Consider the following 22,949-nt stretch of genomic DNA (forward strand, 5'->3'; position numbering starts at 1 on the left):
GCCGCTCGCCGCCCTGCGCGGCGCCGGCGCCCACCTGCTGCCGCTGCTGCCCGCGACCGTCCCCGGCGGACTGGCCGGCGGGGCGCTCGCGGTGCTGGCCGGTGCGGGCGCGGGCCTGCTGACGGCCCGCGGCGGCCGGGCCCTGGACGGCTGGGGGACGGACGGCTGGAACGCGGAAAGCCGGGCCCTGGACGGCTGGGGGACGGACGGCTGGAACGCGGAAAGCCGGGCCCCGGACGGCGGGACGTGCACGGCGGAGAGCCGGGCCCCGGACGACCCCGGGACGGACGGCGGGGCGGTGGGGCGGGCGTCCGGGCGGGGGCCGTTCCCGTGGGCCGCGCTGGGGCAGGGGGCCGGGACCGGCCTGCTGCTGGCGCTGCTCGCCGCCGCCGCTCCGGGCGCGGCGCCGGCCGCCGGGCTCGGCGGGGCCGCCGCGGGCTGGGCGGCGGCCTGGCTGCGCCGGTTCGGTCAACGGCAGGGTGCGGCCGCCACGCTGGGGAGTTCCGCTCCCGGCTGCGGTTCGCGCTGCCGCTGGCCGTGCTGGCGCGGCTGGCCGTCCTCGCCGGACTCGGCCGGGCCGTGGCCGGCGGCACGTCCGCCACCGGGTGGGCCGCGCTGCTGGTGCTCGGCACCCTGCCGCTGCTGGCCGGGGTGGTCCGCGACGCGGGCCGCCCGGGCACCGCCGCGGTCGCGGTCCTCACCGCGGCCGCGGGCGCCGCGCTGCTGGCCCTGCCCGGCCCGGCGCGCTGGCTGGACGCCTCGCCGTCCGGCGGGCTGGCGGCGGCGGCCCTCGGGCCCGCCCTGCTGCTGGCGGGCTGCGGCTGGCCGCCGTCCACCCGGCCGGGGGCGTACCGGTGAGGGCCGGGCCGGCGGCGGGCGGGGCGGCTGCTCGCCGCCGGGCCTGCTCGCCGCGGGGTTCCGTTCGGCGGGTCGCTGCTGTCGGCCGCCGGGTCGGTCCGTCGCCCGGCTCCGTCCGGCGGGCTGCTGTCGGCCGTCGGGTCGGTCCGTCGCCCGGCCCCGTCCGGTGGGCTGCTGTTGGCCGCAGGGTCGGTCCGTCGTCGGGGCCGGGTCGGCGGGCTGCCGGTGGGCGGGTGGCGCGGGTGTTCCGGTGTGTCGATCAGATTTCGTTCCGCCCGGCGGGTGCCGGGCCTGAGGGAAGGACTTGGACCCGATGAGGGTGCTGCTGCTGGGGGCCGACGGGTTCATCGGCCGGCGGGTGGCCGACCGGCTGCTGGCGGAGGAGGGGCTCCAGGTGACCGTGCTGGGCCGGGGCGATTCCGCCGACATCCGGTTCGACCTGGCCGCGGGGAGCCCGGGCGCGCTGGCCCGGTTCCTGGACGCGGTTGCCGCCCAGGTGGTGATCAACTGCGCGGGCGCCACGTACGGGACGTCACGGACCCTGATCCGGTCCAACACGCTCGCGGTGGCCACGGTCTGCGAGGCGATCCGGCGCAGCCGGGAGCCCGCGCGGCTGGTGCACGTGGGCTCGGCGGCCGAGTACGGGCCGGCGCAGCCCGGCGGGCCGATCCCGGAGAGCGCGGAGCCGCGGCCGGTGGGCCCGTACGGGGTGTCGAAGCTGGCGGGCACCGAGCTGGTGCTGAACTCCGGGCTGGACGCGCTGGTGCTGCGGGTGTTCGACGTGGTGGGGCCGGGCGCGCCGACGGCCTCGCTGTTCGGGCGGCTGGCGGAGGGCCTGCGGCGGGCGCTGGAGCAGGACGAGAGCCAGGTGCGGATGCCCGACCTGTCCGGCTACCGGGACTTCGTGGACGTCCGGGACGTGGCGCGGGCGATCCAGGCGGCGGCGGTCTCGGCCGCCACCGGGGTGATCAACATCGGCTCCGGCCACGCCGTCCGGGCCCGGGACGCGGCGCACCTGCTGGTGCGGGCGTCCGGCTTCGAGGGCACCGTCACCGAGGACGCCCGGCAGGTGGTGCTGCCCGCGCAGCAGGCGGGCGCGGAGGGGCTGCGGGCGGCGGAGGCCCGGACGGTGGTGGAGCCGGTGCAGTGGCGGCAGGCCGACGTCCGGACCGCCCGGGACCGTCTCGGATGGCGGACGCAGGTGCCGCTGGAGGAGTCGCTGGGGGACGTCTGGCTGGAGACCGCCTGCCGGGTGTGATCCGGAACGGCCGGGCCTGACCAGGGGGTTGGCCCGGACGGCGGGGGTCTCGGCATCCGGTGTCGCGCATCTCACCCACTGGACCCGCTGTCTTGGAATACCCCGGGCGCGTGACACTGTTGGCGTAGTCGAACAGAACCTGACGACCATCGGAGTCCCCGTGTCGCTGCCACCCCTGGTCGAGCCCGCCGCCGAGCTCACCGTCGAAGAGGTCCGCCGGTACTCCCGCCACCTGATCATCCCCGACGTGGGCATGGACGGGCAGAAGCGGCTGAAGAACGCCAAGGTGCTGTGCGTCGGCGCCGGCGGCCTCGGGTCCCCGGCCCTGATGTACATGGCCGCCGCCGGTGTCGGCACGCTCGGCATCATCGAGTTCGACACGGTCGACGAGTCGAACCTGCAGCGCCAGATCATCCACGGCCAGTCCGACATCGGCCGCTCCAAGGCCCAGTCCGCGCGGGACTCGGTCAAGGAGATCAACCCGCTGGTCGAGGTGATCCTGCACGAGGAGCGCCTGGACAACGACAACGTGATGGAGATCTTCTCCGGCTACGACCTGATCGTCGACGGCACCGACAACTTCGCCACCCGGTACCTGGTGAACGACGCCGCGGTGCTGCTCGGCAAGCCGTACGTGTGGGGTTCGATCTACCGCTTCGACGGCCAGGCCAGCGTGTTCTGGGCCGAGCACGGCCCCTGCTACCGCTGCCTCTACCCGGAGGCCCCGCCGCCGGGCATGGTCCCGTCCTGCGCCGAGGGCGGCGTGCTCGGCGTGCTGTGCGCCTCGATCGGCTCGATCCAGGTCAACGAGGCGATCAAGCTGCTGGCCGGCATCGGCGAGCCGCTGGTCGGCCGGCTGATGATCTACGACGCCCTGGAGATGCAGTACCGCTCGGTGAAGGTCCGCAAGGACCCGAACTGCGCCCTCTGCGGCGAGAACCCGACCGTCACCGGCCTGATCGACTACGAGTCGTTCTGCGGCGTCGTCTCGGAGGAGGCCAGCGCGGCCGCCGTCGGCTCCACGATCACCTCCAAGCAGCTCAAGGAGTGGATCGACAACGGCGAGGCGATCGACATCATCGACGTCCGCGAGGTCAACGAGTACGAGATCGTCTCGATCCCGGGCGCCCGCCTGATCCCGAAGAACGAGTTCCTGATGGGCAACGCCCTGCAGGACCTGCCGCAGGACAAGCGCATCGTGCTGCACTGCAAGACCGGCGTGCGCTCCGCCGAGGTCCTCGCGGTGCTCAAGTCCGCGGGCTTCGCGGACGCGGTGCACCTGGGCGGCGGCGTGATCGGCTGGGTCAACCAGATCGAGCCGGAGAAGCCCGTCTACTGACGGATGCCTGCGGTCGAGACCGCCCGGTCGGGGAGCTCCCCGACCGGGCGGTCTCGTGCGTTCAGGGGGAGGAGGCGGCGGGGGAGGCGAGGCCGAGCAGGGCGCCGGTGCGGTGCATCAGGTGGTCGAAGTACGCCCCCGGGTCGGTGGTGATCCGGGCGAGGTGGCCGAACAGCTCCAGGGCGAGCGCGCCCAGCAGGTCGCTCCAGGCGGCCAGGGCGGAGACCACCAGGTGCGCGGGGGTGCCGGGGGGCAGCCGGTCCAGCAGCGGGGCGAGCGCGGCCCGGGCCGGGGCGGGGACGGCCGGGTCGCCGAGCGGGCGGTAGGCGCCGCGGCGGCGGCCTCCTGGAAGAGCCGGCCGATCAGCAGCGGCAGCCGGGTGCCGGGCCCGGTGGTGTCCTCGGGGGCGGTGTAGCCGGGCACGGGGGAGCCGTGGACCAGCGCGAACTCGTGCGGGTGGGCCAGGGCCCAGTCGCGGACGGCCCGGCAGACGGCCAGCCAGCGGCCCGCGTGGTCGGTGCCGTCGAACGGGTCGGCGGCGGCGTCCGCGGCCCCGCCCAGCGCGTCGTAGGCGTCCGCGATCAGCGCGGTCAGCAGGGCGTCGCGGCCCGGGTAGTAGCGGTAGAGCGCGGAGGCGGAGACCAGGCCCACGTCCTTGGCCAGCGTCCGCATGGAGAGGCCGGCGGGCCCGTGCTCGGCCAGGTGGCGGCGGGCGGCGTCCTTGATCTCGCGGGTGAACTCGGCGCGGACCCGCTCGCGGGGGGTGGGGGCCTTCGGCATGCCGGCCATCCTCCCAGCGGGCGAGAACGGGCGCAACATTCGAGTACGTCGTTCTCATTCGAGAACAGTGTTCTTGACAGTGGGTGCGGCGAGGCGCCAGGCTGTGGAGCGAGCGAGAACACGGTTCTCCCCGACTCCGAGCGGAGCGTTCCCATGAGCAAGCACCTGATCGTCGGCGCCGGCCCGGTCGGTTCGGCCGCCGCCCGCCTGCTCGCCGACCGCGGCGAGGAGGTCGTGGTCGTCACCCGCACCGGAGCCGCCGCCGGCCCGCTCGACGGCGTCCGCCGCCTGCACCTGGACGCCGCCGACACCGCGGCGCTCACCGCCGCCGCCGAGGGCGCCACCGCGCTCTACAACTGCGCGAACCCGCCCTACCACCGCTGGGCCGAGGTCTGGCCGCCGCTCGCCGCGTCCCTGCTGACCGCCGCCGAACGGACCGGCGCGGTGCTCGCCACCGTCTCCAACCTGTACGGCTACGGCGCGGTGGACGGCCCGATGGGGCCCGACAGCCCGCTGCGGCCCAACTCGGTCAAGGGCGGGGTCCGGGCCGCGATGTGGCGCGAGGCGCTCGCCGCGCACCGGGACGGCAGGGTCCGGGCCACCGAGGTCCGCGGCTCCGACTACCTCGGCCCCGGCGTCACCGCCGCCCTGGACGGCCGGGCGTTCGGCCGCGCGCTGGCCGGCCGCACCGTCCAGGTCCTCGGCGACCCGGACGCCCCGCACAGCTGGACCTCCCCCGCGGACGCCGCCCGCCTGCTGGTCACCGCCGCCGCCGAGGAACGCGCCTGGGGCCGGGCCTGGCACGTGCCGAGCAACCCGCCGCGCAGCCAGCGCCAGGTCGTCGCCGACCTGTGCGCGGCGGCGGGCCGCCCCGCCCCGAAGGTCACCGCGATCCCCGGCCCGGTGCTGGCCCTGCTCGGGCTGGTCAACCCGACGGTCCGCGCCGTCCGCGAGACGGCCTACCAGTTCGAGCGGCCGTTCGTCATCGACGACACCGCCACCCGGGAGGCGTTCGGACTGGAGCCGCGGCCGTGGGAGCGGATCGTCGCCGAACTGCTCCCGTAGCACCCCCGGTCAGAGGGCGCCCTTGCGCTGGAGCACGTTGTAGGCGACCCAGCCCGGGACGACCGGGAGCCAGAAGGTGAGCAGGCGGTAGAGGAAGACGGCGGGGGTGGCGGCGGTGGCCGGGACGCCGGCCACCGTCAGGGCGGTGATCAGGGCGATCTCGACCGGGCCGATGCCGCCGGGGGTGGGGATCGCCGAGCCGGCCGCGTTCGCGGTGAGGAAGACCACCGCGACGGCCGCGTAGGTGACGTTGGCGCCGCCGCCGAACGCGTGGACCGAGGCGTCCAGGCAGGCGGTGAAGGACAGCGTCAGCAGGAGGATGCCGCCGAAGCCGGTGACCAGCTTGCGCGGGGTCTGCATCAGGTCGAGCATCCGCGGGATCACGCCGAACAGCAGCGAGCGGACCCGGGTCACCACGAAGCGGCGCAGCGGGGCGACCGCGGCCACCACCAGGGCGAGGACCGCCGCGGTGAGGACGCCGATGATGACGGCCCGGGACGCGCCGAGGTCGCCGTTGGTCTGCGAGCCGGTGATCAGGCCGAAGGCGAACAGCAGCAGCAGGTGCCCGCCGAGGCCGGCCAGCTGGGAGGCGCCGACCGAGGCGACGGCCTGCACCGGGCGGATGCCGGCCTTCTGCAGGTAGCGGGTGTTCAGCGCGATGCCGCCGACCGCCGCCGGGGCGACCAGCTTCACGAAGGAGCCGGCCAGCTGGGCGGCCACCGTGCGCCAGAACGGGAGCTTCTCCGGGACGAAGCCGGTCAGGCTCATCGCGGCGGCCACGTACGAGAACGCCGAGGCGGCCAGCGCGACCGAGGCCCAGGCCCAGTTCATCTGGGAGACCTTGAACTGGTCCGGCCGGATGGTGGTCAGCGCCAGGTAGGCGGCGAAGGCCAGCGCCACCACCATGATCAGCGTCTTGGGCTTGAGCCGCTCCAGCTTGGCCGGGGCCAGCGGCGCCTCGGGGGCGATCTGCAGGATCTGCGCCCGGATCCGGGCCAGCAGGTCCTCGCCGGCCCGGGCGATGTCCTCCTCGGCCTGCTGCTGGGTGCGCTCCCCGGCGGCGACCTGCTTGAGCGCCAGCGCCTGCGCGGCGGTCTTCCGCTCCTTGGTCATCCGCTGCAGGTCGCCGCGGGTCTGCCGGCTCAGGCCGACCGGCTGCAGCAGCGGCAGCGCCTCGGCGATCCGGGTCGGGCCGAGCACGGCGGTGGCGACGGCCACCGCGCGCTCCGGGCCGGTGCGCAGGGCGAAGGTGGTGAGCAGCTGGGCGACGTCGATGCGCAGGGTCAGGTCGCCGGCCGCGATGTCGCCGCCGGAGAGGTTGACCAGGCAGCCGGTCTGCTCGTCGACCACCAGCAGGGACTCGCCGGTGAGCCGGCGGTGCGCGATCCGGCGCTCGTGCAGGGTGGAGACGGACTTCCAGAACGAGGCCATCACCGCGTCGGTGACCTCCTCGTCGGCGAGGTCGTCCAGGGTCCGGCCGGCCACGTTCTCGTAGACCAGGATCGCCGCGTCCGGGCCGAGCTCGGAGGTGGCCACCAGCTGCGGGGCGCGGGCCCCGGAGGCGGCGGCCGCGTACGCGATCAGCGCCTCCTGCTCCAGGGCCTGGCGCAGCGACTGGGGGCTGCGGCGGACCGCGACCGAGCGCAGCCGCAGCCGCCGCCAGGCGCGGTAGAAGAAGCCGGACGCCTGCTGCTCGCGGTCGATGATGTGCACGTCCAGCAGCGGCCCGGTCTGCTGGGTGACCAGGTAGCGGCGGGTGCCGCCGGGCGCGGCCGGGGCCAGGTGGGCGGCGGACGGGACGAAGCCGACCTTGCGCAGGCCGATCATCAGGTGCTGCCCGGTGGGGCGGATGTTCGGCGAGCCGATCGCGTACAGCGTGCCGTACGCCACCGACCAGCCGATCAGCACGGTGAGGACCAGCGAGAGCGGGGTGGTGTTGCCGTTGATCAGCTCGGCGGTGCCGGAGAGGATCACCACCACCCACAGGGCGACCCGCCAGCGCGGGCGGCTCGACATGCCGACCGCCGTCATGTAGGCGATCACCGGGGCCAGGTAGCCGTGCACCGGGTCGGTGAGGGTGTCGCTGCCGGGCGAGCTCTGGGTCAGCGCGTTGCGGATCTCCTCGGGCGCGGCGGCGGCCACCCACCAGTCGACGCCCAGCGAGACGCCGTACGCCAGCACCGAGGCCAGCACGCCGTCGGCGACCCGCAGGCCGTCGCGCTTGATCAGCCGCTCGACCGCGAAGGCCAGCGGCACGGTCAGCACCGCGATCGAGGAGACCAGGGCGGAGATCTTGGACAGCACGCCGGGGATCCGGTTGGCGTTGACCGTGATGTCGTTCTCGATGCCGGTGGTGGTGGAGACCGCGACCTGCGCCAGCACGAACACCGCGATGATGCCGAACAGCCCGGCCAGGAACCGCAGCAGGTCGGACGGCCGGTGCGCGCGCGGGGCGAGCAGCGGCTCGTCGACGGCCAGGTACTCGCCGGCCGGCTCCTCGGGCTGCGCGTCGTCCGGCCCGTAGGGCCCGTCAGGTCCGTCCGGGGGCCGGTCCGGCCCGCCGTCCGGCGGCAGCTGTGCGGCCACCGCTTCCTCCCCCGTGTGGTGCGCGTCCCGCGCCCGGTGGCGCAGGTCGACCGGCCGTTCGGCGAAACCGTCGGTGGCGGGCTGCTCGGAGCCCTCGTCCACGCTCAATTCGGCCGTCCCGGTCATCTGGTCTTCGTCCTCGTGTGTCGCACTGCCCCGAAGATGCTGCCATGCCCGCCACCCGGGTGCGGTCCAGGGGCGGCATCCCGCGCGCCGGGTCGCCCGCACGGGGTGCTGGAAATCGACCGGATGGGGAAGAATGCGTCGGATGACCGAGCCCGAGGACGCCGCCGAGATCCCGCCGTACGCCGAGGCCGTGCTCGACCTCGCCGAACGCATCCCGCCCGGCAAGGTCATGACGTACGGGGACGTCGCCGAGTACCTGGGCCGCGGCGGACCTCGGCAGGTCGGCCGGGTGATGGCGCTGTACGGGGCGCCGGTGCCCTGGTGGCGGGTGATCCGGGCGGACGGGCGGCCGCTGCCCGGCCACGAGCACCGGGCGCTGCCCGAGTACCGTTCCGAGGGCACCCCGCTGCGCACCGTCGGCGGCGAGCCCCGGGTCGACCTGCGGGCCGCCCGCTGGGACGGCACCCCCTGACCAGGGCAGGTGCGCCGGAGGGGTCTGTGGGTGCAGGATCGTAGGCTCGTCGCGGCGAGCCACCCCCCTCGGCCCGCCGCTGAACCGCCGTACGACCATGGACCGCAGTGACCTCACCGTTCCGCCTGGTGCGCAGCCCCCTCGCCCAGCCCGACCCGCCCCAGCTGGACGCCTTCCAGCAGGCGGTCGTCGAGCACGCCTCGGGGCCGCTGCTGGTGCTCGCCGGGCCCGGGACGGGCAAGACCACCACCCTGGTCGAGGCGGTCGCCCGGCGGGTCGCCGACGGCACCGCGCCCGACCGCGTCCTGGTGCTGACCTTCAGCCGCAAGGCCGCGATGGAACTGCGCGACCGGATGACCGCCCGGATCGGCGCCACCGCCCCGCAGGCCACCACCTTCCACTCGTTCTGCTACGCCCTGCTGCGCGCCCACCAGCCGCCCGAGGAGTACGCCGAGCCGCTGCGCCTGCTCTCCGGCCCCGAGCAGGACGTGATGGTCCGCGAACTGCTCGCGGGCGGCGCCGAGGACGCGAAGGCGGGCGTCGGCACCATCAGCTGGCCGCTCGACCTGCGGGCCTGCCTGACCACCCGCGGGTTCGCCGACGAGGTGCGCGCCGTGCTCGCCCGCAGCCGCGAGCTCGGCCTCGGCGAGGCCGAGCTGGAGCGCTTCGCGGCGGGCGTGGACCGGCCCGACTGGGCCGCCGCCGCGCACTTCCTGGCCGAGTACCTGGACGTGCTGGACCTGCGCGGCGTCCTCGACTACGCCGAACTCGTCCACCGCGCCGTGCTGCTCGCCGAGCGGGCCGACGTCGCCGCGGGGCTGCGCGAGCGCTACGACGTGGTGTTCGTCGACGAGTACCAGGACACCGACCCCGCCCAGGTCCGGCTGCTGCAGCGGCTGGCCGGCGGCGGCCGGGACCTGGTCGCGGTCGGCGACCCGGACCAGTCGATCTACGCGTTCCGCGGCGCCGACGTGAACGGCATCCTGGAGTTCCCCGACGCCTTCCGGCACGCCGACGGCCGGCCCGCCGAGGTCAAGGTGCTGCGGGTCTCCCGGCGCTCCGGCGCGGTGCTGCTGGCCGCCTCCCGCGAACTGGCCCGCCGGATGCCGATGGGCCGGCTGCCCGCCGACAAGCTCGCCGCGCACCGCGCCCTGCTCCCCTCCCGCGAGGGCGGCGCCGTCGAGGTGTACACCTACCCGACGCCCGGTGCCGAACTCGACTCGGTCGCCGACCTGCTGCGCCGCGCCCACCTGGAGGACGGCGTCCCCTGGGGCGAGATGGCCGTGCTGGTCCGGGCCGGCTCCCGGACCATACCGGCGGTGCGCCGCGCGCTGGCCGCCGCCGGCGTCCCGCTGGAGATCGACGGCGACGACCTGCCGCTGCGCGAGGAGAGCGCCGTCGTCCCGCTGCTGCTCGCCCTGCGGGTCTGCGCCGAGGGCCCCGGCGCGCTCACCGCCGACCTCGCCCACACCCTGCTCACCGGCCCGCTCGCCGCCCTCGACGGCTCCGACCTGCGCCGCCTGGGCCGCACCCTGCGCGAGGAGGAGCGCCGGGCCCTGGCCGCCGACGGCGCCCCCGGCGTGGTCCGGCCCGCCGAGGAGCTGATCCGCGAGGCCCTGGAGCAGCCCGACCAGCTCGCCCTGGTGGACGCTCCCTACGCCCGCCGCGCCCACGAACTGGGCATGCTGCTGCGCAAGGTCCGCGAACTGCTGGCCGGCGGGGCGAGCGCCGAGGACGCGCTGTGGGAGCTGTGGGACGGCTCCCGGCGCTGGCGCGAACGCCTGGAGCGGGCCGCGCTGCGCGGCGGGCCCGCCGGGCGCAACGCCGACCGGGACCTGGACGCGCTGTGCGCGCTGTTCGAGACCGCCGCCCGCGCCGAGGAACGGGTCACCGGCCACCGCGGCGCGCTCGACCTGCTCGCCGAGGTCGAGGCCCAGGACATCGCCGCCGACACCCTGCACGTGCGCGCCGTGCGCCCCGACGCCGTCCGGCTGATGACCGCGCACCGCTCCAAGGGCCTGGAGTGGCGCCTGGTCGTCGTCACCGGCGTCCAGGAGGGACTCTGGCCCGACCTGCGCCGCCGCGGCTCGCTGCTGGAGGCCGACCGGATCGGCCGCGACGGCCTCGCCGAGCCGCTGTCGGCGGCCGCGCTGCTCGCCGAGGAGCGCCGGCTGTTCTACGTCGCCGCGACCCGGGCCAAGGACCGGCTGGTGGTCACCGCCGTCAAGGCGCCCGCCGAGGACGGCGACGAGCCCTCCCGCTTCCTGCGCGAGCTCTACCGGGAGACCGTCGACCCGCGCACCGGCCGGGTGCTGGAACGCGTCCCCCGGGTCAAGGTCGCTGACGTCACCTCCCGGCCGCGCCGCCCGCTGTCGGTGCCCGCGCTGGTCGCCGAACTGCGCGCCGTCACCGTCGACCCGGACCGCTCCCCGCAGCTGCGCCGGGCCGCCGCCGAACGCCTCGCCACCCTGGCCGCCGCGCTCGACGAGGACGGCCGCCCGCTGGTCCCCGCCGCCCACCCCGACCAGTGGTGGGGCCTGGACGACCCGACCGCCGCCCCGCAGCCGCTGCGCGAGCCCGAGCAGCCCGTCCGGCTCTCCGGCAGCGGCCTGGAGCAGCTGGAGTCCTGCGCGCTGCAGTGGTTCCTGGAGAAGGACGTCAGGGCCGGCACCACCGCCTCCGCCGCCCAGGGCTTCGGCAACGTGGTGCACGCCCTCGCCGACGAGGTCGGCTCCGGCCGCACCCCCGCCGACCTGGCCGTGCTGATGGAGCGCCTGGACACCGTCTGGGACGCCCTCGCCTTCGACGCGCCGTGGAAGTCCACCCAGGAGAAGGGCGAGGCCCGCGACGCCCTGGAGCGCTTCCTGCGCTGGCACGTGCTGGAGCGCGAACGCGCCACCGTCGCCACCGAGCACGGCTTCGACCTGACCCTGGACGTCGGCGGCGTCGCGGTGCGCCTGCGCGGCTCGATGGACCGGGTCGAGGCCGACGCCGCGGGCCGGGCGTACGTCGTCGACTTCAAGACCGGCAAGACCCCGCCGCCCAACAGCTCGCTGCCCGAGAACCGCCAACTCGCCGTCTACCAGCTCGCGGTGAGCCGCGGCGCGCTCGACGGGCTGCCCGGCTTCGAGGACGGCGCCACCCCCGGCGGGGCCGAACTGGTGCACCTGCGCGAGCCGGACCGGAAGGACCCCGAGGCGCCCAAGGTGCAGCGGCAGCTGCCCGAGGAGAGCACCCCCTGGATCGAGGGCCTGCTGGTGGAGACCGCGGGCAAGGTGCTCGCCGAGAAGTTCACCCCCACCGCGGGCGAGCGCTGCGGCCGCTGCGCGTTCCGCGGCAGCTGCTCCGCGCAGCGGGACGGCCGGCATGTCGTCGACTGAGCCGCTGCAGCACCCGGCCCAGCTCCGCGAACTGCTCGACATCCCGTTCAACGACGAGCAGTTGGCGGCCATCGGCGCACCCATGGAACCCGGCGTGATCGTGGCCGGCGCGGGCTCCGGCAAGACCACCGTGATGGCCGCCCGGGTGGTCTGGCTGGTCGGCTCCGGCGCCGTGCGCCCCGAGCAGGTGCTCGGCCTGACCTTCACCAACAAGGCGGCCGGGGAGCTCGCCGAACGCGTCCGGGCCGCCCTGCTGCGCGCCGAGGTCCGCGAGCAGGACGAGGACGCCCTCGGCGAGCCGCAGATCTCCACCTACCACGCCTTCGCCGGGACGCTGCTCAAGGAGCACGGCCTGCGCCTGGGCATAGAGCCCGACGTGCGGCTGCTCGCCGACGCCACCCGCTTCCAGCTCGCCGCCCGGGTCCTGCGCCAGGCCCGCGGCCCGTTCCCGGCGCTCACCGGCACCTTCAGCTCGCTGGTCGCCGAGATCGTCGCGCTGGACTCCGAACTCGCCGAGCACCTGGTCGAACCCTCGCAACTGCGCTCGTACGACGAGGAGTTGCTCGACCGGCTGGCCACCGTCAAGCTCACCAACGAGGACCTGCGGGCCGTCCCGAAGGCCGCCCGCGGCCGGCAGGAACTGCTGCACCTGGTCGAGGACTACCGGGCCCGCAAGCAGAAGCTCGGCCTGCTCGACTTCGGCGACCAGATCGCCGCCTCCGCCCGGCTCGCCACCCAGCGCCCCGAGGTCGGCACACTGCTGCGCGAGCAGTACCGGGTGGTGCTGCTGGACGAGTACCAGGACACCTCGGTGGCCCAACGCCTCATGCTGGCGGGCCTGTTCGGCGGTTCCCGGGGCGCGGGCCACCCGGTCACCGCGGTCGGCGACCCCTGCCAGGCGATCTACGGCTGGCGCGGCGCCTCGGTCGCCAACCTGGACGACTTCCCCCGGCACTTCCCGCGCGCCGACGGCAGCGGTGCGCACCGCTTCGCGCTCAGCGAGAACCGCCGCAGCGGCGGCCGGCTGCTCGACTTCGCCAACCGCCTCGCCGCCCCGCTGCGCGCCATGCACGAGGGCGTCGAGGCGCTGCGCCCCGCCCCCGGCGCCGAACGCGACGGCTACGCCCGGATCGCGCTGCTGCCCACCCACGCCGAGGAGGTCGACTGGCTGGCCGACTCGATCGCCCACCAGGTGCGCACCGGCACCGCGCCCGGCCGGATCGCCGTGCTCTGCCGGGCCGGCAGCTCCTTCCCCGACATCCACGCCGCGCTGGTCGCCCGGCAGGTCCCGGTCGAGGTGGTCGGACTCGGCGGGCTGCTCCAACTCCCCGAGGTGGCCGACCTGGTGGCGCTCTGCGAGGTGCTCCAGGACCCGACCGCCAACGCCGCCCTGGTCCGGCTGCTGATCGGCCCGCGCTGGCGCACCGGCCCGCGCGACCTGGCCCTGCTCGGCCGCCGGGCCGCCGAACTCGTCCGCACCGCCCGCTCCGGCGAGCAGGACGCGCTGAGCGCCGCCGTCGCCGAGACCGACCCGACCGAGGTGGTCTCGCTGGCCGACGCGCTGGAGACCTTCGTCGACGCCGAGCAGCCCGACGACCTGCCGTTCTCGCCCGAGGCCCGGGTGCGGTTCGCCCGGTTCGCCCGGGAGATCCGCGAACTGCGCCGGGCGCTGGCCGAACCGCTGATGGACGTCCTGCACCGGGTGCTCACCGTCACCGGCCTGGAGGTCGAACTCTCCGCCTCCCCGCTGGCGCTGGCCGCCCGCCGCCGCGAGACGCTGCACTCCTTCCTGGACATCGCCGCCTCCTTCGCCGACCTGGACGGCGACCCCGGCCTGGCCGCCTTCCTGGGCTTCCTGCGGGCCGCCCAGGAGTACGAGCGCGGCCTGGACGCCGGACTGCCCGGCGGCGAGGACACCGTCAAGGTGCTGACCGCGCACAAGTCCAAGGGCCTGGAGTGGGACGTGGTCGCCGTCCCCGGCCTGGTCAAGGGCGGGTTCCCGTCCGGCCAGGGGCGCGAGCGCTGGACCTCCACCCGCCGGGTGCTGCCGCACGCCCTGCGCGGCGACGCCGCCACGCTGCCCGGCGAACCGGCCTGGAACGCCAAGGGCATCGGCGCGTTCAAGAAGGAGATGGCGCAGCACGGCGAGGTCGAGGAACTCCGGCTCGGCTACGTCGCGTTCACCCGGCCGCGCTCGCTGCTGCTGGCCTCCGGGCACTGGTGGGGGCCGTCCCAGAAGCGCCGCCGCGGGCCGTCCGACTTCCTGCTGCAGCTGCGCGCGCACTGCGAACGCCCCGACGGCGGCGGCGAGATCGAGCGCTGGGCGGCCGAGCCCGGGCCGGAGGAGCAGAACCCGGCGTTCGACGTCTCGGTGGAGACCCCCTGGCCGCTGCCGCTCGACCCGGCCGCGCAGCACGCCCGCCGCCGGGTCGCCCGGGTGGTGCGGCAGCGGCTGGCCGGCGCCCCCGCGCCGGAGGCCGAGCCGATGGCCGTCGAGGACCAGCGGCTGGTGGCCTCCTGGGACCGCGACCTGACCGCCCTGCTCGGCGAGTTGGAGCGATCCCGGCGCACCACCCGGGACGTCGCCCTGCCCGCCTCGCTGTCCGCCACCCAGCTGATGCGGCTGGCCGCCGACCCGGACGGCTTCGCCCGCGACCTGGCCCGTCCGATGCCCCGCCCGCCCGCGCCCGCCGCCCGTCGCGGCACCCGCTTCCACGCCTGGGTGCAGTCCCGCTACGACCAGCCGCTGCTGCTCGGCCCCGACGCGCTGCCCGGCCTGGACGCCGAGGAGATCGAGGACGAGCGCGACCTGGAGCGGCTCAAGGAGGCGTTCCTGCGCGGCCCCTACGCCCGCCGCACCCCGCACCGGGTCGAGGCGCCGTTCCAACTGGTGCTCGCGGGACGGGTGGTGCGCGGCCGGATCGACGCGGTCTACCGGGACGCGGGCGGTGGCGCAGGGTCACCGCGCTACGAGGTGGTCGACTGGAAGACCGGCCGGGAGGACTCCGGCGACCCGCTGCAGCTCGCGGTCTACCGGCTGGCCTGGGCCGAGCAGGCGGGCGTTCCGGTGGAGCAGGTCACCGCCTCGTTCTGCTACGTGCGCTCGGGCCGGATCGAAACCCCGTCAGGACTTCCCGGCCGAAAGGAGTTGAGCGATCTTCTGATCGGGAATAGGTAGAAAAGAGTCACTCAGAGCATCCAACCCGTCACGAGATCACGCGAAACCTGTGCGCCCTGCACGTTTCGTGCCTATTGTGGGGTCGGTAACCGGTCATCCCTCGTACTCCGGCCGCCGTCAGGGCTCCCGACCCCCTGACCTCCCGTCAGACCCGCAGGTGCCGAGCAGCACCCGCACCTTCCGCTGGAGAGACCGACGTTGAGCGCGACCGGATGGATCAGGGACGTCCTCCACGGCCCCACCCCAGGCCCGGTACCGGGCACCGTCACCGGCACCTGGCCCAGGACCTCGCACGCCCTGCCGCTGATCGGCATGCTGCTGATCGTCTCCCTCGACCTGCTGACCAACAGCCAGGTCACCGTCGAGCCCGCCCTGACCGCCGTCCCCGCCCTCGCCGCCGTGGTCTCCCGCCGGGCCTGGTACCCGCTGCTGACCGGCGCGCTGGCCGAGGCCTGCGCGTTCGGCATGGCCTGGTACAACGAGGTGCTGGGCCAGTCCGTGCACACCGCCACCGTCGCCGCGATCATCATCATCGCCGGCATCGGCCACCTCAGCGTCAACCTCCGGCTGCGCCAGGAACTCGCGCTCGCCGAAGCCCAGTTGGTCGCCGAGATCGCCCGCCGGGTGCTGCTGCGCCCGATCCCCGAACGGGTCGGGCCGGTCCGCGCCGCCGTCCGCTACGCCGCCGCCGCGGCGCACGCCTCGATCGGCGGCGACCTCTACGAGGTGGTCAACACCCGGCACGGGGTGCGCGCCGTGATGGGCGACGTCCGCGGCAAGGGGCTGGCCGCCGTCGAGACCGCCGCCGCGGTGCTCGGCGCGTTCCGCGAGGCCGCCCACCAGGAGCCCGCGCTGGAGAAGGTGGCCGGCTGGCTCGCCGTCAGCCTCGACCGGGCCCTGCACGAGAACGACCACCCCGGCGTGGAGGAGGAGTTCGTCACCCTGGTGCTGGTCGGCGTCCGCCCCGACGGCGCCCTGGAGATCGCCAACTGCGGCCACCCGCCGCCCGTCCTGCTCCGCGGCGAGGACGCCCCGCGGCTGCTCGCCGCCGACGAGACCGTCCCCCCGCTGGGCGTCCTCGACCCCGAGGACGTCTGCCCGCCGCTCCAGCTCGTCCCGGTCGAGCCCGGCGACCGGATCCTGCTCTACACCGACGGCGTCATCGAGGCCCGCGACCACGGCGGCGCCTTCTACCCCCTCACCGACCGCCTCCCGCTGCTCGCCGACGACGGCCCCGGCGACGTCCTGCAGCGCCTGCACGACGACGTGGTCCGGCACGTCGGCCACAAGCTCGGCGACGACGCGGCGATGCTGCTGCTCCAGTTCGACCCGGTCGTGCTGCCCGCGCAGGCCGCCCCGCGTGACGAGGCCGCCGTCCCCGGGCGCCTGGAAGGCTAGTGCCGCACCAGGCAACCTTCGCCCGTCGCGGCGCCCGGCACGCCCTCTCGCCGCACCGGCCGAAAACCCAAGTACACCCAGTACGAAGGCTTCCGGCCGGCACGCCGAGAGCACGCACCGGACGCCGCTCCTTCCCGGCAAAGGTTGCCTGGTGCGGCACTAGTGTCCTGAGTCCTTGATCCGTCGTTTTTCAGCACGTGGGACGTCCTGGGCCGAAGCTGGCCGAACTGGTGTTGTCGGATCACGAGCGGCAGGTGCTCGGTGCGTGGGTGCGGAGCCAATCAGCCCCGCAGGCGCTGGCATTGAGAGCGCGGATCGTGCTGGCCTGCGGCGAGACGGAGACGGACGGGCTGCCCCGATCGGCCAGATCTGTGGCCGCTGCCACCGGAGTGACCACGGAGACGGTCTCCAAGTGGCGTGGGCGATTCCTGCGGGACCGCCTGGACGGCCTGGGCGACGCACCACGCCCGGGTCGCGAGCGGACGGTCACCGACGAGCAGGTCGCCGAGTTGGTCCGGCTCACGCTGGAGACGAAACCGAAGAACGCCACGCACTGGTCCACCCGCTCGATGGCCGGACGGGTGGGCCTGTCTCAGTCCACGGTCTCACGCGTGTGGCGGGCGTTCGGTCTGCAGCCGCACCGCGCCGAGTCGTTCAAGCTGTCCACCGACCCGTTCTTCGTCGACAAGGTCCACGACGTGGTCGGCCTCTACCTCGATCCACCCGAACGCGCCCTGGTGCTCTGCGTCGACGAGAAGTCCCAGATCCAGGCTCTGGACCGCTCCCAGCCGGTGCTGCCGATGATGCCCGGCGTCCCGGAACGGGCCAGCCACGACTACGTCCGGGCAGGCACCACGACGTTGTTCGCGGCCCTCGACGCGGTCACCGGGAAGGTCATCGGCTCCCTGCACCGGCGCCACCGCACCGCCGAGTTCAAGAGGTTCCTCGCCAAACTCGACCGGGAGATCCCGGCCGGCCTGGAAGTACACCTGATCCTGGACAACTACGCCACCCACAAGACCGAGACGATCAAGAAGTGGCTGCTGGCCCATCCCCGTTTCCAGCTGCACTTCACGCCGACCGGATCCTCCTGGCTCAACCTGGTCGAGCGGTGGTTCGCCGAGCTGACGAACAAGAAGCTCCGCCGCGGCGTCCACCGCTCCGTCCAGGCCCTCGAACGCGACATCCGCGCCTGGGTCGCCGACTGGAACGACAACCCCCGCCCCTACATCTGGACCAAGACCGCCGACCAGATCCTCGAGTCCCTCGCCGGATACATCCGACGGATCAAGGACTCAGGACACTAGACCTCGATCTCGACCACCAGCGGCCGGTGGTCGGACACCCCCGTGCGGGGCGCCGAGACCGAGCCGACCGCGCTGCGCGGGACGCCGATGCCCAGGATGTGGTCGAACTGCACGGTCGGCCGGTGCGAGGGGTACGTCGGGGTGCGGGCGAGGTCGTACCAGCCCTGCAGCCTGGTCCGCCGGGCGGTGCGCACGCGCTCGCGCTTGGCGGTGCGCTGGATCGCGTGCGCCGAGCCGAGCACGGTGCGCGGCACCGCGCCGATCAGGTTGAAGTCGCCGAGCACCAGGTAGGGCTGCGGCAGGTCGGCGATCCAGCGCCGGATCGCGGCCAGCTGCCCGACGTTCCAGCCCGGCACGAAGGACAGGTGCGCGGCCACCACCGTGAACTCCCCGCCCGGCCCGGCCAGCACCGCGGCGAGCGCGGCCCGCGGCTCGTCCGGCACCGGCGTCAGCCCGCGCCGCCCGGCCACCCGCAGCGGCAGCCCGAACGGCGCCGGGGCGAACCGGCGGGCCCGCCAGTGCAGCACCGGCAGCCGGGTGAGCAGCGCGGTGCCGTACGAGGGGCGGGAGTCGTCGGCCAGGTCGGCCGGCCCGTAGACGGCGAGGCCGGGCCGCTCCGGATCGGCGATCCAGCCCGCCGAGGGGGCGGGGGTGCCGTGCAGGGCGGCGGCGAAGCGCCAGTCGGTGGCGCCCGCGGCCTTCGCGGCGAGGGCCGCCTGGTCGGTGCGGCCGGAGCGCTCCTGGTACCGGTCGACCTCCTGGAGGGCCAGCACGTCGGCGTCGAGCGAGGCGACGGCCTCGGCCAGCGGGGCGCCCGGCTCGGCCGGGAGGGGCGCGGGGCTGCCGTCGGGGGCGAGCGGTTGGCCGTGCAGCAGGTTGTACGTGGCGATCCGCAGTGTGGTCACGCCGTCGACCGTACCGGGCCGAGGTGAACGCGACGGCGGCTTGAGCCGGGGAACCATACCGGGTATACATACTGAGTATGTCGATCCGTCACGGCCTGCTCGCCCTGCTCGACCAGGGCCCGCGCTACGGCTACCAGCTGCGATCCGAGTTCGAGGCCAGGACGGGGGCGACCTGGCCGCTGAACGTCGGGCAGGTCTACACCACGCTGGGTCGCCTGGAGCGCGACGGGCTGGTGGAGGCCGCCGGCGAGGACGACGAGGGCCACCAGTTCTACTCCGTCACCGACGAGGGACGCGCGGAACTGCGCCGCTGGTTCGACACCCCGGTGCCGCGCACCAACCCGCCGCGCGACGAACTGGCGATCAAGCTGGCGATGGCGGTGGCCATCCCGGGGGTGGACGTGGCCGCGGTGGTGCACGGCCAGCGCCGGCACAGCATGCAGGCGCTCCAGGACTACACCCGGCTCAAGGGCCGGGCGCTGGCCGCGGACGACGGCTCCGGCAAGGACCTGGCCTGGCTGCTGGTGCTGGAACAGCTGATCTTCCAGACCGAGGCGGAGATCCGCTGGCTGGACCACTGCGAGTCCCGGCTCGCCCAGCACGCCGAACGCACCGCCGCCACCCCGTCCGAACCCGCCGCCGCGCCGCCCGCCCGGCGCGCCGCCAAGAGCCGCGACCGCGGCCGCATCTGAACCTCCTGGGGGAGCGATGACCGAACAACTCAAGCCGGCCGAGCCCGTGCTGCACCTCGACCAGGTGAGCCGCACGCACGGCCACGGCGCGGCCGAGGTGCACGCGCTGCGCGCCGTCGACCTGCGGGTCCACCCCGGCGAACTGGTCGCCGTGATGGGGCCCTCCGGCTCCGGCAAGTCGACCCTGCTGACCCTGGCCGGCGGCCTGGACAGCCCCACCGGCGGCCGGGTCGTCGTCGAGGGCACCGTCCTGGGCGAGCTGGACCGCAAGAAGCTGGCCGCCGTCCGCCGCCGCTCGGTGGGCTACGTGTTCCAGGACTACAACCTGATACCCGCGCTCACCGCCGCCGAGAACATCGCGCTGCCCCGGGAGCTCGACGGCGTCTCCGCCCGGGCCGCCCGCCGGGAGGCGCTCGCCGCGCTCGAGGAACTGAACATCGCCGAACTCGCCGACCGCTTCCCCGACGATATGTCGGGCGGCCAGCAGCAGCGCGTCGCCATCGCCCGCGCCCTGATCGGCGACCGCCGCCTGGTGCTCGCCGACGAACCCACCGGCGCCCTCGACTCCACCACCGGCGAGTCCGTGCTCTCCGTGCTGCGCGCCCGCTGCGACGCCGGCGCCGCCGCCATGATGGTCACCCACGAGGCCCGGCACGCCGCCTGGGCGGACCGGGTGGTGTTCCTGCGCGACGGCCTGCTGGTCGACGAGACCACCCGGCAGGACGCCGGCAGCCTGCTGGTCACCGCCGCCGCCAACGCGCGGAAGGACGGCCAGCCGTGAAGCCGACCGCCTGGCGCGCCGCCCTGCGGATCGCCCGCCGCGACGCCGCCCGGGCCAAGGGCCGCAGCGCCCTGGTGCTGGCGATGATCGCGCTGCCGGTGCTCGGCGTGGCCGGCGTGGACGTGATCGCCCGCAGCGCCCAGCTGGAGCCCGCGGAGAAGGCCGCCCGCGCGATGGGCACCGCCACGGCCGCCGTCACCATGTCCTCCCGCGGCGCCACCGAACTGCAGACCCCCGACGGCAGCGAGAACACCGCCCGGACGCCCGCGGAGGGCCAGGCCAAGACCCCCGAGCAGCAGCGCAGCGCCGACACCGACCCCGCGCAGCTGCTCACCGAACTCCTGCCCGGCGCCGTGCTGGTGCCGGACGGCATGTACAAGAGCACCTCGGCCACCACCGCCGAGGGCCGGATGACGGTGATGGCCGGCGAGGCCGACCTCACCGACCCGGTCTGGCACGGCAAGCTGAACGTGGTGGACGGCACCGCCCCCACCCAGCCCGACCAGATCGCCGCCACCCGCGGCTTCCTGAAGCGCTCCGGCCTGCGGATCGGCGACCGCACCGCCTTCCGCGGCCTGGAGGCCAGGCCCTACACCATCACCGCCGTCGCCGAGGACCCCGCCCGACTGGACCAGGTCATGCTGTACGGCCGCCCCGGCGCGGTGGTCCAGCCGCTGGTGCAGGCCGACACCGGCGGCGCCGACAGCGAGCCGCGCAACGGGGACAGCTGGCTGGTCACGCTGCCCGGCGGGGCCCGGATCGACTGGGCCGGGGTCAAGCGGCTCAACGACTACGGCTTCACGGCGGTCTCCCGGGACGTCCTGCTGCACCCGCCGGCCCGCGCCGAGGTGCCCTACTACGCGGAGCAGTCCCAGTACCCCTCCTACGTGAACAAGAGCGTGCTGGCCGTCGCCGCGCTGGTGCCCGGCATGGCCCTGCTGGAGATCGTGCTGCTCGCCGGACCGGCGTTCGCGGTCGGCGCCCGCCGCTCGCGCCGCCAGCTCGGCCTGCTCGCGGCCGGCGGCGGCGACCGCTCGCACGTCCGGGCCGTGGTGCTGGCCGGCGGCGCGGTGCTCGGCGCCGCCGGCGCCGTGCTCGGCCTGGTCGGCGGCGTGGGCCTGGTCGCGGTGCTGCGCGAGCAGCTGGAGGGCTACGGCGGGCAGCGCTTCGGCCACTTCGACGTCCAGCCCCTCGACCTGCTCGGCGTCGCCCTGGTCGGCCTGGTCACCGGCCTGCTCGCGGCCGTGGTCCCCGCCGTCCAGGCCTCCCGGCAGGACGTGGTCGAGGCGCTCACCGGCCGCGGCGGCAGCAAGCCCGCCAACCGGATCATCGCGGTGCTCGGCGCCGTGATGGTGGCCGGCGGCACCGGACTGGCCCTGCTCTGCGCGGTCACCAACACCGCCCCCGTGCCGGGCCTGCTCGGCGGCTCGGTGATCGCCGAACTCGGCATGCTGCTGTGCACCCCGCTGCTGATCGGCCTGTTCGGGCGGCTCGGCCGCCACCTGCCGCTCAGCCCGCGGCTCGCGCTGCGCGACTCGGTGCGCAACCGCGGCCGCACCGCCCCCGCCGTGGCCGCCGTGATGGCCGCCGTGGCCGGCGCCGTCGCGGTGGGCATCTACCACGCCAGCGACGTCGAACGGCAGCGCCAGGACTACCGGCCCAGCCTGCCGGCCGGCGCGGTCGCGCTGCTGGAGGGCGGCCGCGCGGACGGCGACGCGAGCCGGTACGCCGCCCTGCGCGCGGCGGTCGAGAAGGACCTCGGCGCCCTCGGCGAGCACGCCGACGTGCTGAGCCCCACCGCCGTCCCCGGCGACTGCCGGGTCAGCTACAAGTGCGGGTTCGTCCAGGCGCTGAAGACCCCGGACAAGCGCTGCCCGGCCCAGGACGCCACCACCGACGAGCAGCGCCGGCAGGCGATGGCCGACCCCCGGTGCGTCGGCATGCGGGCACTGCCCACCGACCTGACCAGCATGTTCGGCGACGTCCTGATCGGCGACGGGGTACTGCTGCGCAACCTGCTCGACGTCCGCGACCCGGCCGCCGAACAGGCCCTGGCCGCGGGCAAGGCCCTGGTGTTCCGCCCCGACCACGTCGCCGACGGGAAGGTCGCGCTGCGCGCCGAGGAGCAGCCCACCCAGGCGCAGATCGACGCCAACGACTACCGGGGCAAGACCCGGGACGTCACCGTGGACGCCGTCGAGGTGCACTCGCCGCTCCCGTTCGCCACCGTCGTGCTGAGCCGGCAGGCCGCCCAGCGGGCCGGGCTGGGCGTCCGCTCGGAGGGGACGCTGTGGAAGCCCGCCGCGGCGCCGTCCGACGGCCGGGTCCAGAAGGCCACCGACCACCTCTCCAAGCTCGACGACACCGTCTACCTGGATGTCGAGCAGGGCTTCAAGCCGCAGCGCGACGTCGTCACGGTCGGCCTGACCGCCTTCGCCGCCCTGGTCGCGCTCGGCGCGGCCGGCATCGCCACCGGCCTGGCCGCCGCCGACTCCCAGCAGGACCTGGCCACGCTGGCCGCGGTCGGCGCGTCCGGCGGCATCCGGCGGCGGCTGTCCGGCTTCCAGTGCGGGGTGATCGCCGCGATGGGCTCGGTGCTCGGCCTGCTCTGCGGGACCGTCCCGGCGGTGGCGCTGCGGCTGCTGGAGGCCCGCAACGCCACGGTCTGGATCAACGGCGTGCCGGCCGGCCACGAGAAGGCGGTCATCGCCGTCCCGTGGCTGAACCTCGGCGGCCTGCTGGTCGGCCTGCCGCTGGTCGCGGTGCTGCTGGCCGCGCTGCTCACCCGCTCCCGGATCGGCCTGACCCGCCGGGCCGGCTGACG

Annotated in this window: 15 protein-coding genes and 1 pseudogene; 12 read left to right on the top strand and 4 right to left on the bottom strand. The window is 75.2% G+C overall.

Features of this window, described 5'->3' with window-relative positions; all coding sequences use genetic code 11:
* Positions 1–537 precede the first annotated feature (537 nt).
* The 3 genes from OU787_RS20795 to moeZ all read left to right on the top strand — a co-directional run bounded on the left by OU787_RS20795 (position 538) and on the right by moeZ (position 3,455).
* Positions 538–858, top strand: a complete 321-nt coding sequence (locus tag OU787_RS20795; RefSeq protein ID WP_268661983.1) for a hypothetical protein — start codon at positions 538–540, stop codon at positions 856–858.
* Between the two features lie 313 nt (positions 859–1,171).
* Positions 1,172–2,116 carry an NAD-dependent epimerase/dehydratase family protein gene (locus OU787_RS20800; RefSeq protein WP_123553055.1) on the top strand — a complete coding sequence of 315 codons (945 nt, stop codon included), beginning with the start codon at positions 1,172–1,174 and terminating at the stop codon, positions 2,114–2,116.
* A 160-nt stretch (positions 2,117–2,276) separates the two neighbouring features.
* On the top strand, positions 2,277–3,455 hold the full coding sequence (gene moeZ / locus OU787_RS20805) for an adenylyltransferase/sulfurtransferase MoeZ (RefSeq protein WP_030459959.1): 1,179 nt from the start codon (positions 2,277–2,279) through the stop codon (positions 3,453–3,455).
* 61 nt (positions 3,456–3,516) lie between these two features.
* Here the strand turns inward: moeZ and OU787_RS34840 are convergent, their stop codons facing one another.
* Together OU787_RS34840 and OU787_RS20815 are read right to left on the bottom strand one after the other, a co-directional pair.
* Positions 3,517–3,684, bottom strand: coding sequence for a hypothetical protein (locus tag OU787_RS34840; protein ID WP_442788519.1), 168 nt, complete (start codon positions 3,682–3,684; stop codon positions 3,517–3,519).
* Positions 3,685–3,839: 155 nt separating this feature from the next.
* Positions 3,840–4,274: pseudogene (locus OU787_RS20815) on the bottom strand (TetR/AcrR family transcriptional regulator); the annotation flags it as partial.
* 114 nt (positions 4,275–4,388) lie between these two features.
* On the opposite strand from OU787_RS20815, the gene OU787_RS20820 reads away from it, so the two are divergent.
* Positions 4,389–5,300: an NAD-dependent epimerase/dehydratase family protein gene (locus OU787_RS20820; RefSeq protein WP_030459961.1), complete on the top strand. Its 912-nt coding sequence runs from the start codon at positions 4,389–4,391 to the stop codon at positions 5,298–5,300.
* A 9-nt stretch (positions 5,301–5,309) separates the two neighbouring features.
* On the opposite strand, the gene OU787_RS20825 is transcribed toward OU787_RS20820, so the two are convergent.
* Positions 5,310–8,012, bottom strand: coding sequence for a lysylphosphatidylglycerol synthase transmembrane domain-containing protein (locus OU787_RS20825; RefSeq protein WP_081966894.1), 2,703 nt, complete (start codon positions 8,010–8,012; stop codon positions 5,310–5,312).
* Between the two features lie 142 nt (positions 8,013–8,154).
* Here OU787_RS20825 and OU787_RS20830 point away from each other — a divergent pair, with 142 nt between their 5' ends.
* From OU787_RS20830 to OU787_RS20850, 5 genes are all read left to right on the top strand, one after another.
* Positions 8,155–8,484, top strand: a complete 330-nt coding sequence (locus OU787_RS20830) for an MGMT family protein (RefSeq protein WP_030459963.1) — start codon at positions 8,155–8,157, stop codon at positions 8,482–8,484.
* A gap of 107 nt (positions 8,485–8,591) precedes the next feature.
* On the top strand, positions 8,592–11,864 hold the full coding sequence (locus tag OU787_RS20835; RefSeq protein WP_030459964.1) for an ATP-dependent helicase: 3,273 nt from the start codon (positions 8,592–8,594) through the stop codon (positions 11,862–11,864).
* Positions 11,851–15,042: an ATP-dependent DNA helicase gene (locus OU787_RS20840; RefSeq protein ID WP_030459965.1), complete on the top strand. Its 3,192-nt coding sequence runs from the start codon at positions 11,851–11,853 to the stop codon at positions 15,040–15,042. The genes OU787_RS20835 and OU787_RS20840 overlap by 14 nt, the downstream gene beginning before the upstream one ends.
* A 198-nt stretch (positions 15,043–15,240) precedes the next feature.
* A complete protein-coding gene (locus tag OU787_RS20845; protein ID WP_051816898.1) occupies positions 15,241–16,440 on the top strand; it encodes a PP2C family protein-serine/threonine phosphatase in 1,200 nt (399 codons plus the stop codon).
* 197 nt (positions 16,441–16,637) lie between these two features.
* Positions 16,638–17,747 (top strand): IS630 family transposase, encoded by a 1,110-nt coding sequence (locus OU787_RS20850; protein ID WP_268658401.1) that lies wholly within the window; start codon positions 16,638–16,640, stop codon positions 17,745–17,747.
* Here the strand turns inward: OU787_RS20850 and OU787_RS20855 are convergent.
* Positions 17,744–18,652 (bottom strand): endonuclease/exonuclease/phosphatase family protein, encoded by a 909-nt coding sequence (locus OU787_RS20855; RefSeq protein ID WP_268660252.1) that lies wholly within the window; start codon positions 18,650–18,652, stop codon positions 17,744–17,746. The two genes, OU787_RS20850 and OU787_RS20855, sit on opposite strands and share 4 nt — an antisense overlap.
* 77 nt (positions 18,653–18,729) lie before the next feature.
* On the opposite strand from OU787_RS20855, the gene OU787_RS20860 reads away from it, so the two are divergent.
* Genes OU787_RS20860 through OU787_RS20870 form a run of 3 tightly spaced genes read left to right on the top strand, consistent with a single transcriptional unit; the run spans position 18,730 to position 22,947 of the window.
* Entirely contained in the window at positions 18,730–19,344 is a 615-nt protein-coding gene (locus tag OU787_RS20860) for a PadR family transcriptional regulator (RefSeq protein WP_030459970.1), read from the top strand.
* Positions 19,345–19,360: 16 nt separating this feature from the next.
* On the top strand, positions 19,361–20,125 hold the full coding sequence (locus OU787_RS20865; protein ID WP_030459971.1) for an ABC transporter ATP-binding protein: 765 nt from the start codon (positions 19,361–19,363) through the stop codon (positions 20,123–20,125).
* A complete protein-coding gene (locus OU787_RS20870) occupies positions 20,122–22,947 on the top strand; it encodes an FtsX-like permease family protein (protein ID WP_268660253.1) in 2,826 nt (941 codons plus the stop codon). Before OU787_RS20865 ends, OU787_RS20870 begins: the two co-directional genes overlap by 4 nt.
* Positions 22,948–22,949: the final 2 nt, after the last annotated feature.

Source organism: Kitasatospora sp. YST-16, from assembly GCF_026802215.1.
Classification (GTDB): Bacteria; Actinomycetota; Actinomycetes; order Streptomycetales; family Streptomycetaceae; genus Kitasatospora; species Kitasatospora cineracea.

Excerpts from the sequence above, each read along its gene's own strand:
- OU787_RS20800 (WP_123553055.1), top strand. The coding sequence starts at position 1,172 with ATGAGGGTGCTGCTGCTGGGGGCCGACGGGTTCATCGGCCGGCGGGTG.
- OU787_RS20820 (WP_030459961.1), top strand. The coding sequence starts at position 4,389 with ATGAGCAAGCACCTGATCGTCGGCGCCGGCCCGGTCGGTTCGGCCGCC.
- OU787_RS20825 (WP_081966894.1), bottom strand. The coding sequence starts at position 8,012 with ATGACCGGGACGGCCGAATTGAGCGTGGACGAGGGCTCCGAGCAGCCC.
- OU787_RS20830 (WP_030459963.1), top strand. The coding sequence starts at position 8,155 with ATGACCGAGCCCGAGGACGCCGCCGAGATCCCGCCGTACGCCGAGGCC.
- OU787_RS20840 (WP_030459965.1), top strand. The coding sequence starts at position 11,851 with ATGTCGTCGACTGAGCCGCTGCAGCACCCGGCCCAGCTCCGCGAACTG.
- OU787_RS20860 (WP_030459970.1), top strand. The coding sequence starts at position 18,730 with ATGTCGATCCGTCACGGCCTGCTCGCCCTGCTCGACCAGGGCCCGCGC.
- OU787_RS20865 (WP_030459971.1), top strand. The coding sequence starts at position 19,361 with ATGACCGAACAACTCAAGCCGGCCGAGCCCGTGCTGCACCTCGACCAG.